Raw genomic sequence first — 14,905 nt, forward strand, 5'->3', positions numbered from 1 at the left:
GTTACCACGGACTAATGCCAGTCTCTGGGGCATTATCGTCACTAAAGAATTGCCCTGTTGGCCCATCTGGCCGCAATGTAGCTGCTTTTACCACTCTTGCTGCTGCATCTGGTACAGTTCCCGGGCCCGAGTGATGGTTAAAATCTGTTGCTGTATAACCTGGATCGACTGCATTTACCTTAAATGGAGTACCTTGCAAGTTATTGGCCAATACAATGGTATACGCATTAAGGGCGGCTTTCGAAGAAACGTAATCCACAGGTTTCACACTATAGTATTTCCATGTAGGATCGTTATGCAAGGCAAGCGAACCTAAACCGGAGGTAACGTTAACGGTTCTTGGTTCTGGCGATTGTCTCAATAGATTTATAAATGTTTGCGTTACTGTAATTACACCAAAAAAGTTGGTTTCAAATACTTGTTTAAATACACTAATTTCGGTTTCCAATGCATTTTGCATGGAACCACTAATACCAGCGTTGTTGATCAATACATCGAGTACCTTGGTTTTCTGACCAAGCAATTCTCCTGCGGCTTTAATTGATTCGATGTTATCTACGTCAATTTCTATGGGCTCTACCTCAGTTAATCCCTCTGATTTTAGTTGATTTATGGCTTGTTCACCTTTTTTGATATCTCTACAGCCTAGAAATACGTAATATCCTTGCTGTAATAACAGTCTGGCTGTTTCAAAGCCAATGCTTTTGTTTGCTCCTGTAATCAGTACTGTTTTCATAGTACAAATGTATAATGGGTGCGTTATCTGGCTAGAACACATCCAATGGTATTAATGGTACATTTCGCGGATATTAGCTCTGTACGTAGCGGGCGTTACACCAGTTTCCCGTTTAAAAAAGCGGTTAAAATAAGAGGTATCAGAGAAACCTAAGTCAAAGGCAATTTCTTTTAAAGAATGCTCTGTGTGAAAGAGCAACCGTTGAGCCTCCAGTACCAATCGTTCATGGATATGTTTAATGGCTGGTTTGCCACTTTGTATTTTCACCACCTCGCTTAAATGTCCGGCAGAAATATTCAACAATGAGGCATAATCGCCCACTTCGTGCAGTTCGCGATAATTTTCATCTATTTTTGCCTGAAAACTTTTCAGTAAAAGTTTATCTGCGGAATGATCACTTTCTTTAAACTGTTCGGTATACAGCCGACTTAAATAGGTAAGCAGCACGGTAAGGTAGGCAGTAAGCATACGCTGTTGCCATTCGCTCGGCTTTTGATATTCGGTATTGATTTTGGCGAGCATGTCCTCTACAAAGTTAAGATCAGCGGCGGTTAAGGCTAATTCATGTCCATCGTGCCGGTTTTCGATAATGGGTAGTTTACTTAATGAAGCATTTTCCTGAAGGGAGAGAAACTCTTTTGTAAAAGCAATGCCAGTGCTCCATAACTGCTTAAAACCTTCTTTTACAATGATGTGGCTTGGACCAGCAAAGTAAATGGTATTGTTTTTTAGTACATAGGGCGTCATATCAATCCATTGACGGCTATCGGACTGTCTGTTCAAAACAACCAGGTAATGATCTTTCCGGTGGGGGATAAGCAGTTCCGACTGGTTTGGTAGAGTACCTTCGAAATGATAAACCCTGAAATTTTTATTTCCCGCTATTTCGTCGGGTTCTAAGGTATAAACAGGTAACTGTTGATTGGGATGGAGTGTTTGCATCGCTTAAAACAAATTGAAAGAAAAGGAATTGCCTTGATTGTGCGTGAGTAACGTCCGATATGCAATTATAGGTATAAGCCTCCGTATTGGATATAAAAAAAGCATCAACCTTTACCAGATTGATGCTTTTTCGTAGGGTGGATGGGAGTTTGTTCGAACTCTTGCAGGGGATTTTGGGTGTTGTTTCAATATTCTAACAATAATTATTCATCGACTGCACTAACCACCTCATATTTTTTAACCGGTTTTAGCCTTAAGTAAACGGTATTGCTGCTTTATTCATGCATTATGGGTTAAAAAAATTAGTCGATCACTATACTTTCAATCGCTTTGTTAAAAGCCTGATCTTTAACTCCAGGCACTTTTAGTCCTTCAGCGCGGAATACGGTTAGGTCGCTCATTCCTAAAAACCCAAGAAAGGCCTTTAAATACGGGGCAACAAAATCGTTAGCTTTCCCTGGCCCTTCAGAATAAATGTCACCTGACGACATGGCAACATAAACTTTTTTACCTATAACCATTCCAATAGGACCATTTTCACTGTATACAAATGTTATTCCTGCCCTGGTAATATGATCAATCCATGCCTTCAGTGATGAATGAATAGTGAAATTAATCAGGGGTGCGCCGATTACGATGATATCTGCAGATAATAGTTGTTTAACCAGTGCATCTGAAAGGCTGATAGATGCTTTTTCTTCTTCAGTTAATTGATCACTTTGGATAAAGAATGTCCGCAATACTTCAGGTTTAAGGTGTGGTATATCAACATCTACCAGATTGAGTTCTTCAACCGTACTGCCAGGATATTTGTTCTGGATTTCTTCAACAATGGCATCACCCAATTTAATGCTGTACGATATTACGCCCTGTATGCTTGATTTTAAATGAAGGATATGTTTCATAAAATTTTATTAATTAATGAAAAGCAAAACTAGGCTTACCGGTTGATAAAAAGTTACGCATTACCTAAAGGTAAGTGCTTACATTGCGGTAAGTGATTATCTTTGCTGTTATGAAAGTCGTTAAAAATCAGTCACTACCGGATAAAATGGAATGTGCAGGTTCACTTAAGAATGTTCTTGATGCATTGTATGTGCTGAATGGAAAATGGAAGTTGGCTTTGATCCTTTCCCTTGTACAATCGTCCAAACGTTTTAATGAAATTCAAAATGAAGTTGCCGGAATATCCTCCAAGGTCTTAGCAAAAGAATTAAAAGATTTGGAATTGAATGACTTTATCAAACGTCAAGTATATCCCACCATACCTGTAAGCATTATTTATGAAGCAACCGACTATAGCCAAACTTTAAAGAATGTATTGGGTGAACTGGATGCATGGGGCAAACAGCATAGAGAAAAAGTTAAACAAAGTATGCGGAAGCAGTATTAAGCTAAAAGAATTCGGGGATAGATTGGAGTTACTGCTTATAAAGAAAAAATCCCGTTCTACTTATCGTAAAACGGGATTGTAGCCCGTAGGGGAATCGAACCCCTGTTTCCAGAATGAAAATCTGGCGTCCTCACCCCTAGACGAACGGGCCATTAATCTGAGTTTTGACTTTGGAGTCTTTAGTTTGGAGAAACTCCCAACTTAAAACTCTCAACTCCCAACTTCTTGGTAGCGGGGACACGACTCGAACGTGCGACCTTCGGGTTATGAGCCCGACGAGCTACCAACTGCTCCACCCCGCACTCTATTGTATTTTTTAAGGGAAATACCAACCTTCAATTTTGCAGTATTGAAACTGATAAAAAAAACCGCTCAGCTCTGTAGCGGTTTTGTAGCCCGTAGGGGAATTGAACCTATCGAGCAATATGCTTATTATCAGTGATTTACAAAATGTTGTTTTGTTAACTCATCGAATTACTCATTCGATTCTGATATCTTATTTTGTTAGCTGCTATTGCTGGTGCAAATATAGAAGAAAACCTTTATTCCTGCAACAAATTTCAAGGTAATTTTTGTAATTGTTTCTCTTAATTTGATTATCAAATAGTTATAGCTACAGATAATAAAAACAATATTAATTAGACTGTTAAAAAAAACTAATTGTAGAAAATCTTCCTTTATACATTGAGTTAATTTCGATTCGATCTGTTATTTTTCACTGATCAAGGTTGAAAATCTTTAATACCGTAGTAATCTAGTCATAGATGCAGATTATATTTATATTAGTATTTATTTTCACTAACCTAATGATATGATTGAGGATATAAAAAAGGTTGAAGCTAAGGATCTTAAAATTGGAAATTATCTGATCAATTTAGGATTAGTCCGTGAAATTGAGCAGAACGCTGATTATTATATAATTACAATAAGAATTAAAAATGAAAAACATGTTTTGAAATTTATGCCAGGTGAACAATTGTTGATAATGGAGAATGTAATAGTCGATGACTACTCAGAATACTTAATATCTGTACCAATGATAAATCTCGCAAAAGATATGTTTAAAACAAAAAGAATTCATATTGCTAAAAAAGTAGATTTAAAGCCAAACAAAGAATAGATTGGTGGATATAATCATCCATTGAAATTAACTGTATAAAAATATGGGTTGGTGCAGGTTCCTGCTGATAAGCAAAAATTAGTACATCGAAAACGCGGGTTGTCTGCATCAGGTATTGTAGCGGCATCCTCCGGTATGGGAGATACAGCGGAAAGCCCGTCCGGCAGGGATGCCATAAATAATCAATCCTTTTGTTGACCTTATCCCTCTTACTTTTATGTTGCTGTTATGCCCTATGACCTAATCTTGATTTAATTTGAGCGGTAGCTTTTGAGAACTCATGTAAACTCACAGGCTTGCCTAGAAACATGGACTTCTGAAGATCTATCCCAGGGTGCAAAAATAGTATGTTAGAACTAATAAATACCACTAATCCTATGTGTTCAACTTGGGCGGCTAGATCAATACCCGAAATATATGGCATATTGATATCTGTAAATATAACATCAGGCTTAAGTTCCTTTATCTCCGTTACTGCAGTTCTAGGATCGGTTGTAGTCCCGATGATCCTAAATGCGTTAGTTGCCGTAATGAGATCGGAAGTATAAGCGATGCAATAGCATTCATCATCAACAATGTAGCAGGTCAGTTCCATAGTTAAATCTAGGTGTAAAAGATTATTGTAAAATTTATTGCCTTAAGTGATAATAATTATATAATCTGCTTTTTCTTGATTGTTTCTAAAAAATGTTGCTTATAGGTCTCTCCAATTAAAATTTCTGATGAAACATCTTTAAGAATTACGCGGTTTCCATTAAGTGCTGTTACTTTATTAAGTGCAATAATAAAAGACTTTTGAATACGCATAAAATATTTATCCGGTAATTTTCCTTCAATGTCTTTCATGGTAATCAACGCAACGGTTCTAATACCTTTGTGATGAAATGCAACATAGTTTTTCATACCTTCTATATAATCAATGTCGGCTAGGTTTATTTTGATCATATTGCCCTTAATCTGTGATTTGACCATAAAATAATCTGTTTCAATAGAATCCTTAGTATGATCCGTTTTGGAGCTGATTGCTCTTTGAGCTTTCGTGAATCCTTGTAAAAAACGATTTAGCGAGATGGGTTTTATAAGGTAGTCGACAACATCAAGATCGAAACCGTCGGCGGCAAATTCCCTGTAGGCTGTTGTTAGAATAAAGTGGCAACTGATATGGCGGACCGCCTGGATGAATTCTATCCCTGATATCTCAGGCATATGGATATCTAAGAAGATAAGATCGACCTGCTGGCCGTTCAAAAAAGTAATAGCTTCTGTAGGCTTTGTAAAGCAGGCAATTAAGTTGAGTTGAGCGATAGATTTGATATGATGCTGTAAAACTTCTATAGCATGTATTTCATCGTCAACGATAATACAGTTAATCATGGTAGAGAGGTATTTGATAAATATTGGCTGTGATATGGTGAATGATCTTCGGAAATTTTATATTGCGATAGTAGTTCTGATTGTTAAAGGATATAATGTCATTTCAAGTTGATAATCGGTTTCTGTATCAAGGATAGAAAGGTTAAAACCTTTCCCATAATGGTGACTGAGCCGCTGGCGGATATTTTCCATGCCGATGCCACTGGAGAGTTCTTTCGGTCCTTTTTTCTTTTTGTTGAAAGTTTTGAGTTGGATGTAATGTTTATCTTCATTTATTGTCAAGCCAATTTTAACCGGGTTTGACTCATCTGTGCAGCTACCATGCTTTAATATATTCTCCACTATGGTAATCAGGATGAGCGGAATAATACGCACATTCGCCGTTGGACCGCTGACCTCAAAATCTATATGTAATTGATGGTTAAAACGCAGCTGGTTGATGGTGATCACATTTTTAATGTGCGCAATCTCTTCGTCCAGCAAGGTAGTCTGGTCTTCTCGGTCCTGCTTTAGAGAGTAGTGCATGATTTCACTCAGCGTCATGATCCCATCGGCCAGTTCTGCTGATAAAGGCAGGGATTTGGCATAGAAAAAGTTAAGTGTGTTGTTTAAGAAATGGGGATTGATCTGAGCCCTTAGAAATGCATATTGTGCATGATGTTTTTCCTTTTCGACGGTACGTAACGCTTTTTGATATTTGATGTTCTCTGTAGAATAGTAATATCCAAATGCAAAAAATGAATATTTGATGTACAGCCAAAGAACCGGAACCGCAAATGTCCACATATGAAATGCCGGAGTTGGCCCTCCGTTAGCCTTTATCAACGGCCGGATATGATAGGCTGTTATATACCAGTTTAAATAGGAAAACAGATAAACGGATACGATACCGATGGTCAGCAGATAGATCTTTAGCGGATTTACATACTTAGTATATATATAAATGCATAAATAGAATGTGCATATATTGGGAAACTGGGTAAAGAAAAAATCCCCGATACTAAAAAAATAATCTTTTGGGTTGACCACAAATTCAATCGAGGTACTGATCAGCATATAGCCAAGCCAAAAGATGGCATGGAATAATATTATTCTATATTTTTTTTTCATGGCCTCTTTTTCGCCTGATCAGTTCTTACAAAATTTAACCAATCGGAAACATCGCCAGGGATCTTTACGTCCGGCTTGATACCGATGTTATCCAGTGGGTAACCAGGTAGTCTTAAAGATTTACATGCCGGATAACCTAGGCTGTAAAAGTAACAGGGCAATTTCGTTCTTACAACTTCCAAATAATCTATTGCCCCTGAAGAATTACCGCCGTAAAGTTTAACTTTGGAACTCTGTTTTGCCTGTAAAATAAAAAGTTCAGCTGCGCTGGCCGTATTGCTGTTTATGATCAGAGAAACATATTTTGGAGAATTGAATACTTTGGTGAGTTTAACCGTGTCTACAGGATATAGGGGATAAAGCTCATTAATATGCAATTTTAAATTGCTAAGGTTCCTCTCAAATATCTTTTTCATGCTGTCGGGAACATTTGATGGGATTTGACTGTAATAATCCCGGATATTCTCTTCAGTAGCCAGGACACTTGCTCCCTCGGTTAAAATCGGATTGGTATAGATGTACGGGATTAACTTGTCGTAAATAAGTACCGACCCCCCATAATTGTTTCTAAGATCTATTATCAAATGATCACGCTTTGCTATTTCATCCGAGTTTTTTCTAATGATGCTATCCATGACACTTACATAAGCCAGTGATGCATATGAAGGCATCGAAAATAGACAGGTTTTGTCATCCAATATTGTAAACTTGGGACCAGGATCACTGCTGCGGGTTTGACTTGGCGTTTGCGGAATATCTACTGAATTTTTATACCATCTTGAAGTGACAACCCCATCGCCAAGTGTTAATGTATCTTTTATTTTTTGGAATGAAAGGGGATTAAGTGAATGATCAACAGCCCTAAAGTATTTTAGAAAATATCGGTCATTTTTTTTAGTAATTCTTAATTTGACCTGTTGTGGTGTCCATCTTGTACCGTCCGCCTTTATAATAAAACCGATAAAATCATTTTTACTTTTTATATCCCTTACAATACCTATCTGGTAGGCTCCGGTATGATCCTTCCAGATACCTTCCAAACTGTCCAGACTACTTGTTTTTTCTTTTAAATACGTATCGAATATGGTTTCTGTCCAGCCTGTTTTTTCTTCTCTGGCATAATAAGTCCTTATTTGCTCTTTGCTATAATTACTGTCATCGTAGCTGACACCAAGATGCTTATCCTTAAAAAAAGAAAGCCATTTTTTTAAAATTGGCAGGCATTGATAAGTGGGTGCTTTATAGGCTTCATTTATCAGGCTATCGGTAAATAGCTCAAACCTGTTTCTATTTGAGCTATTTATCTTGTCGTTATAGCCAACGTAATTTTTCTTTACTCTTTCTACAACAAATTTCAGGTTATCGCTACAGCTACAGTTCTGGGCTCTTGAAGAAAAGCATGAGAAAACAAGTATAAAAGAAACAAGATGTCTAAAATATCTATTCATGTCGGTTTTTATCGGTCTCGGTTATGATTAAAGGCTTATGGTGTTCAGCGTTGGTTTGTCTTCAACACAGCCCGGTAGTGTTGATGGGATTTCAGTTGTAGGGCCATCTCCGCCTTTGACGTGACGCATTTGTTCTTTGGTCAGGTTCGTAATTGATTTTCTTTTAAAGATAAACTGAACCCTTTTTTCTAATTTTTTGTTTTTCATGTTATTGTAGATGTATGTATTTAAAAATTAAAAGTATTATTTATTAGCATCGTCTCCAAACATATTAAACCAAACAGGTAATAACAGGGACGAACGCCCATTTGGTAAGGACATATCCATCTCTCTTTTTTTATAAATACTACAATGACTGCTGAATTTCAGAAAGTGAATTTCTGATTTATATAGTTCAATGTACCAATTCATGCCTAAATGCTAGATTTAGGGAGGGCAATTTTTCTTGGACTATTTTCTGTGCTGTTCAAGTATTTCATCAGAGTATTTAATTAATGAGATGTTTTTTACCCCAGTTCGTCCGGCTTTGGAAGCGGGTTCATCCATTGAAACATGGATTTGGTGTAATAGATATTTTCGAGCCTTTGATTTAGAAGAAAAAACATCAAACTTAGCTTCTAATAATAATGAGGTGACTACGTAGCAAACGATATACAAATGCTGGTCGCGATAACGAAGCATAGATAATATGAAACTGTTGAAGCAGAAAGAGTACAATTTGGAAGGTGTTCTAACTGCACTTTTAAATCAATTAAGGATCAAGGTTACTCCAGTTACCAGTGATAGGTGCATCCAGGATCATCCTGAATACCCAAGTGTACTCGCGTTGAGTGATTGTCTATCAGAGTGGAATGTTGAGAACCAGACCTACAGAATAGAAAAGAATGACTATGATCCTAAAGAACTGTTCTTCCCGTTCTTAGCGCATCTTAGAGAAAATGGTGGACGGTTTATTCTCATATTGAACATTGATGATGGAAAAGTGAATTATTCCGATGGACAGCATCAGGAATTGGTTATGACGGAAGATGAACTGTTAAAAAAGTGGGATGGCATTGCGTTGCATGCAGAAAAAAAGGTGGATAGCGGGGAAAAAAATTACCAGCAGCATTATTTCAACTATTTTTTGAAAAAACTGGCTGTGCCCATTTCTGTAGTTTTAGGGATAACCGTTTTTATCTTAGCAGCAATATCTGCTTCATTCACCTCACTCCATGTATTGCTAGCATCTGTAAAGCTTGTGGGAGTAATTGTTAGCATATTACTGTTAATACAAAGCAGCGATAGCAAAAATCCATTTATCCAGAATCTGTGCGGTATGATGGGAAAAGGCGATTGTAATGCTATCCTGAAATCTGATGCAGCCCAAATAACACACTATTTAAGCTGGAGTGAGGTCGGTTTTTTTTATTTTGCGGGATCTTTTTTGCTCCTGTTTATCTACCCACTTTCCCTACATCTTCTTGCCTGGTTGAACGTGCTTGCACTTCCATATACAATGTATTCTATTGCCTACCAATATACGCGAAAAAACTGGTGTGTATTGTGCTGTAGCATACAGATTATTCTATGGTTGGAGTTTTTGATCAATGTAACATCTGCATCTTATCATATCAGTTTTCATCTTCCTTTATTTTATTATTTACCTATTTCTTTTCTCTTGCCGGTTCTGGTGTGGTCCTTTCTAAAACCGCTCCTGCATGCATCTGTTCAGGTAGTTCCGCTTAGACAACAGTTGAAAAAGTTTAAATACAATAAAAACCTGTTTGGCAAGACGCTGACCAGCCAGGTGCGCTATGCGGTAAGCGATGAGCTGCGGCCTATTATCTTAGGCAACCCTGCTGCTGAAACTGTAATCACAATGGTTAGCAATCCGTTCTGTGGACCTTGCGGAAAGGCGCATGAAACATTGGAAGAGCTCTTAAACAGCAGGGATGATCTCCAAGTCAAGGTTCTCTTTGCCACTACCGGTCATAATCAAAAAGAGCGGACAAAGGTAGCCATGCACTTAACTTCTTTGAACCAGCTGCCCGATAAAACACTTGTCGGGAATGCACTGAGTGACTGGTACAAGCATCAACATAAAAGGTATGAATTCTGGGCAGAAAAATATCCGTCAAATTTGAATGATGAAACGATTTTAGCAATAAACAAGCAAAATGAATGGTGTGAGATGGCAGATATAACTTTTACTCCGACCATTCTTGTCAATGGATATAAATTGCCACAACCTTATCATCCATCGGATTTAAGGTATTTAATTGAATAAGCATTTCATTATAAAAAAGAGACTAAGATTTTGTACAAAAAGGGTGGTGCGGTTGCAAACGATTCTGCCCAAAGACGAATGAAGGCGTTTACCTCCATCGCTAAAGTTGACCCTGCGTGAAGGGACGGCAATACTAATAACAAATAAAAATTGAACCAATGAAAAAAATGAATTTACTCAGCAGAGCTGAGATGAAAAATGTAATGGGAGGTAACACTCCCGTAGCTAATCCATGTTTAACAGGCGATTACCATGATTATGATATCTGCTTTAACTGTTGCGTTGTTATAGGGCAGGAATATGATCCTACAGATGATGGGGTTTACGATTATTGCGATGGCCGTTGCTCATAACTTTGTCTAATTAATTAATTTTCTGGTATGATTCGTCATACCAGAAAATATTTACTAATTTCCTTTATGAAAAAACTTACACACATAATACTTCTTTCCATTTTTCCCCTTTTAATAAATGCGCAGACTAACAGCTATCTTGTTAAAGGGATTGTTAAAAACGACAAATCAGCAAAGTTTGCCTATCTCGTTGTTGCTAAGAATAAAGAAATGTTCAAAGTCGTTCCAATTAAAAACAATAGCTTCAGTTTCTCAGGTAAAACAGATTTAAAAGGGGAAAATTTTAAACCTGCAGTCATGTTTGTTGATGAAAGAGGCAACATCACTATGGATGAGCTATACTCAAAACTTAAACAGGGAGTTTGGATCAACGGGAGGAAAAATCTCAGACCGGTGATTCTTGAAGAAGTAACTTTTGAGATCGAAAACGGCCAGCTGGCATCAAATTCAAAAATTATTTCCGGAGGTAAGTTGACTAAACAGTGGGATGAAAGCAAGCCCGCGGTAGCCCAGGGAAAAAGTGTCGAATTTATAAAGAAATATCCTGATTCACCCGTAAGCCTATCCATGATTGACAAAATGGTTCAGATGAATGATGCGCCTTCCAGGGGAGATATGGACAAGAAACAACCTCTCAAAGTTCTGTATTCACTGTTATCCGAAAGAATCAAAAAAAGTCCTAACGGGATTGAGCTAAAAAAGAGCATTGACGCATTATAACTGTACCTGTATTTAATAAGGATTGAAAAGATGAAGACCCTTACCACTATCATTATACTTTTGGTGCTAACGTATGGGATACATGCCCAACAGAAAGATTCTTCTGCGCAATTTGCAATAGACTTCACGGCGGTTAAGGAAAAGCCGAAATTGGTCATACTACAAAAAGTAGCTCTTGACGGTTACACTTTAAAAAAAGATACGCTGGCTGTTTTGCACCAGAGGGTGTCATACAGCGAGAGCTTTAAAGAACCTGAACTTTTCGTTGTAAATATCCAGTGGAACGATAAACCGGAGACCTCCACATCCTTTTGGAGCGGGTCTAAAACGGATATTTCAGTGACTGACAAGTATGAAGCCAAATTAGCAGTTTGTTCGGTCAACCTATTCTTGGCCAAGGTTTCAAGTTTGGATAACCGTGTCAAGTCCTACAAAGCCTTATCTGACAGCCTTGTTAGAAAAGTCAGTTATCTGAACAGAAAAACCGAAGATGTAGAAGCGGAAATTGGAAAAATCAGGGACTCGATTGAAAATGTGATTGATAGTGAAATTTATCTGAAAACTGTTCGCTCTTTTCCAAATGAGGCAATTGGTCTGTACGCCCTCACACGGTATGCTGACCGGCCGATAACAGATCAACGCATCAAGACCGAACCGGATAAGATCAGTGAACTCCTTGACGGGATGGGCGAAGCTGTGCGAAAAATGCCTTCAGCAGGTATTCTCGAAAGTAATATAGACCTCTCAAAGCGTATGTCCATTGGAAAAGTACTCCAAGATGTCTCTCTCTTAGATACTGCCGGTAGAGCCGTTAGTGTAAGGGGAATAAAGGCAAAGTATATTTTGATAGATTTTTGGGCGAGCTGGTGCGGCCCGTGCAGGCAGCAAGCCCCATTACTGTTGAGGGAATTTAAAAAGTACAGTAGTAACGGCTTCAGCATTGTCAGTATTAGCAGGGACAGTCCGGCATTAAAAAAAAACTGGCTCAGAGCTATTAAACAGGATAAGATCTCGATCTGGTATCAGTTAAGCGATTTTGCAAATGTGGCTCAAAAAGCCTACGGTATAAAGTATATTCCCACAAACTATCTGATCGACAGCAATGGGATAATCATAGCAAGAAATCTAAACGGAGACGGTCTTAGCAAGTTGTTGCAGCAGTTGTTCCCCGGTAAATGATTAAAGAATATAACATTAGACCAACCAAAGGCAGAGAAAGAAAAGCTTCCATTTTTAATTTACGCAAGTGAAAATATTCACCTTTTATAAACAACCCGACCAGATGGACTGCGGGCCAACCTGTCTGCGCATGGTGGCCAGACATTATGGCAAAAACTTTAGCTTGCAAAAACTTAGGGACATATCAGGGTTAAACCGTGAAGGGGTCTCTCTGTTGGGGATAAGCGAAGCTGCTGAAAAGATTGGCTTTCGGACGGCAGGGGCGAAGATTGGTTTGGATGAGTTGAAGAAATCAGAATTTCCACTGATCTTACACTGGGATCAGAATCATTTTGTTGTACTATATAAGGTTAAAAAGGAATACTATCATATTGCCGATCCTGCCAAAGGGCTTTTAAAATATTCTGAGAATGAATTTTTAAAGCATTGGAGCGCCAGGGCAAATAATGAGAAAAGTGAAGGTATCGTACTCCTGCTTTCTCCTGCACCTGATTTTTACCTGCAAGAGGGTGATAAGACAGAATCACTGGATCTTTCATACCTGGCAAAGTACCTCTACCGTTACAAAGCACTTGTTATCCAGCTTTTTGCCGGGCTTGGCGTAGGAAGCCTGTTGCAGTTGATCTTGCCGTTCCTCACCCAGTCTGTGGTTGATATCGGGATCAATACTCGGAACATTAATTTCATTTACATTATCCTCATTGCGCAGACAATGTTATTTATTGGAAGGACAAGTGTAGACTTTATCCGTTCTTGGATATTGCTGCATATCAGTACACGTATTAATATTTCTATCCTTACTGACTTTTTAATCAAGCTGATGAAGCTGCCTATGCATTTTTTCGACAGCAAAATGACCGGGGATATTATGCAGCGGATGAATGATCAGAAAAGAATTGAAAGCTTTCTTACCGGATCTACGCTTACCGTTATTTTTTCTTTGTTTAACCTGATCGTGTTCGGTTTTGTCCTAGCGTTTTATAATATTACCATCTTCATTATTTTTGTTGTAAGTACTGTACTGTATAGCATTTGGGTAATGCTTTTTTTAAGAAAGCGTCGTTCTTTGGATTTTAAGCGGTTCGATCTTTCCTCACAAAATCAGAGCGCAGTAGTGCAGTTGATAAGTGGGATGCAGGAAATAAAACTCAACAACTGCGAACAACAGAAACGTTGGGAATGGGAACGGTTACAGGCAGGACTTTTCCGTTTTAATATCAAAAGTCTGAAATTAACGCAGTACCAGCAAGCTGGTGCTTTCTTCATTAATGAAGGCAAAAATATCATCATTACCTTTTTGGTAGCCAAATCGGTCGTCGATGGTCAGCTAACATTGGGTGCGATGATGGCCGTACAGTATATCATTGGCCAGCTGAACAGTCCGATAGAACAAATGCTTGGCTTTGTCCAACAGTTTCAGGATGCCAAAATATCTTTAGAACGCTTAAACGAAATCCGTGAAATGGATGATGAAGAACCTCTGGACAAGACTTTTATTAAAGAACTGCCTTTTGATAAGGGTATTTCCCTTCAGAACTTAACTTTTAGCTATCCAGGTGCTGGTAATGAACCAGTACTGTCAAATATTACTTTGGACATACCTGAAGGCAAAACCACAGCTATAGTAGGGATGAGCGGCAGCGGTAAAACAACGATATTAAAATTACTACTCCGTTTTTACGAACCTGAAAAAGGAGATATAAAGATTGGAAACAGTTATCTTAACCAGGTCAGTTTTCGCTATTGGCGGAGCCTGTGCGGTGTGGTGATGCAGGATGGTTTTATCTTCTCGGACAGTATTGCAAGGAATATTGCAGCGGGTGATGAATATCCTGATATAACGAAACTCAAACATGCCATTGAAATGGCTAATATCACCGACTTTATAGAGAATCTACCCTTGGGTTTAAACACAAAGATCGGTGCGGAAGGTAACGGTATCAGCCAGGGGCAGCGTCAACGGATCTTGATTGCCAGGGCCATTTATAAAAACCCGAAATATATCTTCTTTGACGAGGCGACAAACGCACTTGATGCAATTAACGAGAAAGTAATTATGGAAAACCTCGAAACCTTTTTTAAGGGACGGACTGTCGTTGTTGTGGCACACCGCCTCAGCACGGTGAAAAATGCCGATAATATTGTTGTCCTTGATAAAGGTGTAATAATAGAACAAGGTACACATGCTGAACTCACCGAAAGCAAGGGAGAATACTACCTGTTGGTAAAAAACCAGCTTGAGCTTGGGAACTAAATTTTTA

Annotated in this window: 15 protein-coding genes and 2 tRNA genes; 7 read left to right on the forward strand and 10 right to left on the reverse strand. The window is 38.3% G+C overall.

The annotated features are described in order from the left end of the window. Position 1: 1 nt before the first annotated feature. The 3 genes from J7E57_RS01000 to J7E57_RS01010 form a co-directional block, all read right to left on the reverse strand. Positions 2-736 (reverse strand): SDR family oxidoreductase, encoded by a 735-nt coding sequence (locus J7E57_RS01000; protein WP_251029750.1) that lies wholly within the window; start codon positions 734-736, stop codon positions 2-4. A 51-nt stretch (positions 737-787) separates the two neighbouring features. Further along, complete coding sequence (locus tag J7E57_RS01005; protein WP_215129731.1) at positions 788-1,678, reverse strand: helix-turn-helix domain-containing protein; 891 nt, start codon at positions 1,676-1,678, stop codon at positions 788-790. A gap of 302 nt (positions 1,679-1,980) precedes the next feature. Continuing rightward, positions 1,981-2,583: an FMN-dependent NADH-azoreductase gene (locus tag J7E57_RS01010; protein WP_215129733.1), complete on the reverse strand. Its 603-nt coding sequence runs from the start codon at positions 2,581-2,583 to the stop codon at positions 1,981-1,983. Positions 2,584-2,693: 110 nt separating this feature from the next. Between J7E57_RS01010 and J7E57_RS01015 the strand changes: the two genes are divergently transcribed. Then, on the forward strand, positions 2,694-3,071 hold the full coding sequence (locus tag J7E57_RS01015) for a winged helix-turn-helix transcriptional regulator (protein ID WP_215129734.1): 378 nt from the start codon (positions 2,694-2,696) through the stop codon (positions 3,069-3,071). A gap of 79 nt (positions 3,072-3,150) precedes the next feature. Here the strand turns inward: J7E57_RS01015 and J7E57_RS01020 are convergent. Together J7E57_RS01020 and J7E57_RS01025 are read right to left on the reverse strand one after the other, a co-directional pair. Continuing rightward, positions 3,151-3,222 (reverse strand) — tRNA-Glu (locus J7E57_RS01020). A gap of 75 nt (positions 3,223-3,297) precedes the next feature. After that, positions 3,298-3,373 (reverse strand) — tRNA-Met (locus tag J7E57_RS01025). A 509-nt stretch (positions 3,374-3,882) separates the two neighbouring features. Here J7E57_RS01025 and J7E57_RS01030 point away from each other — a divergent pair. Beyond that, entirely contained in the window at positions 3,883-4,191 is a 309-nt protein-coding gene (locus tag J7E57_RS01030) for a hypothetical protein (RefSeq protein ID WP_215129736.1), read from the forward strand. 226 nt (positions 4,192-4,417) lie between these two features. Here the strand turns inward: J7E57_RS01030 and J7E57_RS01035 are convergent, their stop codons facing one another. The 5 genes from J7E57_RS01035 to J7E57_RS01055 are packed head-to-tail and all read right to left on the reverse strand — an operon-like array spanning position 4,418 to position 8,330. After that, positions 4,418-4,786 carry a LytR/AlgR family response regulator transcription factor gene (locus tag J7E57_RS01035; RefSeq protein WP_215129738.1) on the reverse strand — a complete coding sequence of 123 codons (369 nt, stop codon included), beginning with the start codon at positions 4,784-4,786 and terminating at the stop codon, positions 4,418-4,420. A 56-nt stretch (positions 4,787-4,842) separates the two neighbouring features. Beyond that, positions 4,843-5,565, reverse strand: coding sequence for a LytR/AlgR family response regulator transcription factor (locus J7E57_RS01040; protein ID WP_215129740.1), 723 nt, complete (start codon positions 5,563-5,565; stop codon positions 4,843-4,845). A 57-nt stretch (positions 5,566-5,622) separates the two neighbouring features. Beyond that, positions 5,623-6,675 carry a sensor histidine kinase gene (locus J7E57_RS01045; protein WP_215129742.1) on the reverse strand — a complete coding sequence of 351 codons (1,053 nt, stop codon included), beginning with the start codon at positions 6,673-6,675 and terminating at the stop codon, positions 5,623-5,625. Continuing rightward, the gene (locus tag J7E57_RS01050; protein ID WP_215129744.1) at positions 6,672-8,123 is read right to left on the reverse strand and encodes a S41 family peptidase; all 1,452 of its coding nucleotides are present in this window, start codon (positions 8,121-8,123) and stop codon (positions 6,672-6,674) included. Before J7E57_RS01050 ends, J7E57_RS01045 begins: the two co-directional genes overlap by 4 nt. A gap of 27 nt (positions 8,124-8,150) precedes the next feature. After that, positions 8,151-8,330 carry a class I lanthipeptide gene (locus J7E57_RS01055; protein ID WP_215129746.1) on the reverse strand — a complete coding sequence of 60 codons (180 nt, stop codon included), beginning with the start codon at positions 8,328-8,330 and terminating at the stop codon, positions 8,151-8,153. A gap of 481 nt (positions 8,331-8,811) precedes the next feature. Here J7E57_RS01055 and J7E57_RS01060 point away from each other — a divergent pair, with 481 nt between their 5' ends. The 5 genes from J7E57_RS01060 to J7E57_RS01080 all read left to right on the forward strand — a co-directional run bounded on the left by J7E57_RS01060 (position 8,812) and on the right by J7E57_RS01080 (position 14,898). Beyond that, positions 8,812-10,392: a thioredoxin domain-containing protein gene (locus J7E57_RS01060; protein ID WP_215129748.1), complete on the forward strand. Its 1,581-nt coding sequence runs from the start codon at positions 8,812-8,814 to the stop codon at positions 10,390-10,392. A 158-nt stretch (positions 10,393-10,550) separates the two neighbouring features. After that, positions 10,551-10,745 carry a hypothetical protein gene (locus J7E57_RS01065; RefSeq protein ID WP_215129750.1) on the forward strand — a complete coding sequence of 65 codons (195 nt, stop codon included), beginning with the start codon at positions 10,551-10,553 and terminating at the stop codon, positions 10,743-10,745. Between the two features lie 66 nt (positions 10,746-10,811). Then, positions 10,812-11,465 carry a DUF4369 domain-containing protein gene (locus tag J7E57_RS01070; RefSeq protein WP_215129752.1) on the forward strand — a complete coding sequence of 218 codons (654 nt, stop codon included), beginning with the start codon at positions 10,812-10,814 and terminating at the stop codon, positions 11,463-11,465. 30 nt (positions 11,466-11,495) lie between these two features. Continuing rightward, entirely contained in the window at positions 11,496-12,644 is a 1,149-nt protein-coding gene (locus J7E57_RS01075) for a TlpA family protein disulfide reductase (RefSeq protein ID WP_215129754.1), read from the forward strand. Between the two features lie 67 nt (positions 12,645-12,711). Beyond that, positions 12,712-14,898: a peptidase domain-containing ABC transporter gene (locus J7E57_RS01080; protein ID WP_215129756.1), complete on the forward strand. Its 2,187-nt coding sequence runs from the start codon at positions 12,712-12,714 to the stop codon at positions 14,896-14,898. Positions 14,899-14,905 lie beyond the last annotated feature (7 nt).

It is taken from the genome of Pedobacter sp. ISL-64 (genome assembly GCF_018613605.1).
Classification (GTDB): Bacteria; Bacteroidota; Bacteroidia; order Sphingobacteriales; family Sphingobacteriaceae; genus Pedobacter.

Excerpts from the sequence above, each read along its gene's own strand:
- J7E57_RS01030 (WP_215129736.1), top strand. The coding sequence starts at position 3,883 with ATGATTGAGGATATAAAAAAGGTTGAAGCTAAGGATCTTAAAATTGGA.
- J7E57_RS01040 (WP_215129740.1), bottom strand. The coding sequence starts at position 5,565 with ATGATTAACTGTATTATCGTTGACGATGAAATACATGCTATAGAAGTT.
- J7E57_RS01075 (WP_215129754.1), top strand. The coding sequence starts at position 11,496 with ATGAAGACCCTTACCACTATCATTATACTTTTGGTGCTAACGTATGGG.
- J7E57_RS01000 (WP_251029750.1), bottom strand. The coding sequence starts at position 736 with ATGAAAACAGTACTGATTACAGGAGCAAACAAAAGCATTGGCTTTGAA.
- J7E57_RS01010 (WP_215129733.1), bottom strand. The coding sequence starts at position 2,583 with ATGAAACATATCCTTCATTTAAAATCAAGCATACAGGGCGTAATATCG.
- J7E57_RS01070 (WP_215129752.1), top strand. The coding sequence starts at position 10,812 with ATGAAAAAACTTACACACATAATACTTCTTTCCATTTTTCCCCTTTTA.
- J7E57_RS01050 (WP_215129744.1), bottom strand. The coding sequence starts at position 8,123 with ATGAATAGATATTTTAGACATCTTGTTTCTTTTATACTTGTTTTCTCA.
- J7E57_RS01055 (WP_215129746.1), bottom strand. The coding sequence starts at position 8,330 with ATGAAAAACAAAAAATTAGAAAAAAGGGTTCAGTTTATCTTTAAAAGA.
- J7E57_RS01045 (WP_215129742.1), bottom strand. The coding sequence starts at position 6,675 with ATGAAAAAAAAATATAGAATAATATTATTCCATGCCATCTTTTGGCTT.
- J7E57_RS01005 (WP_215129731.1), bottom strand. The coding sequence starts at position 1,678 with ATGCAAACACTCCATCCCAATCAACAGTTACCTGTTTATACCTTAGAA.
- J7E57_RS01015 (WP_215129734.1), top strand. The coding sequence starts at position 2,694 with ATGAAAGTCGTTAAAAATCAGTCACTACCGGATAAAATGGAATGTGCA.
- J7E57_RS01060 (WP_215129748.1), top strand. The coding sequence starts at position 8,812 with ATGAAACTGTTGAAGCAGAAAGAGTACAATTTGGAAGGTGTTCTAACT.
- J7E57_RS01035 (WP_215129738.1), bottom strand. The coding sequence starts at position 4,786 with ATGGAACTGACCTGCTACATTGTTGATGATGAATGCTATTGCATCGCT.
- J7E57_RS01065 (WP_215129750.1), top strand. The coding sequence starts at position 10,551 with ATGAAAAAAATGAATTTACTCAGCAGAGCTGAGATGAAAAATGTAATG.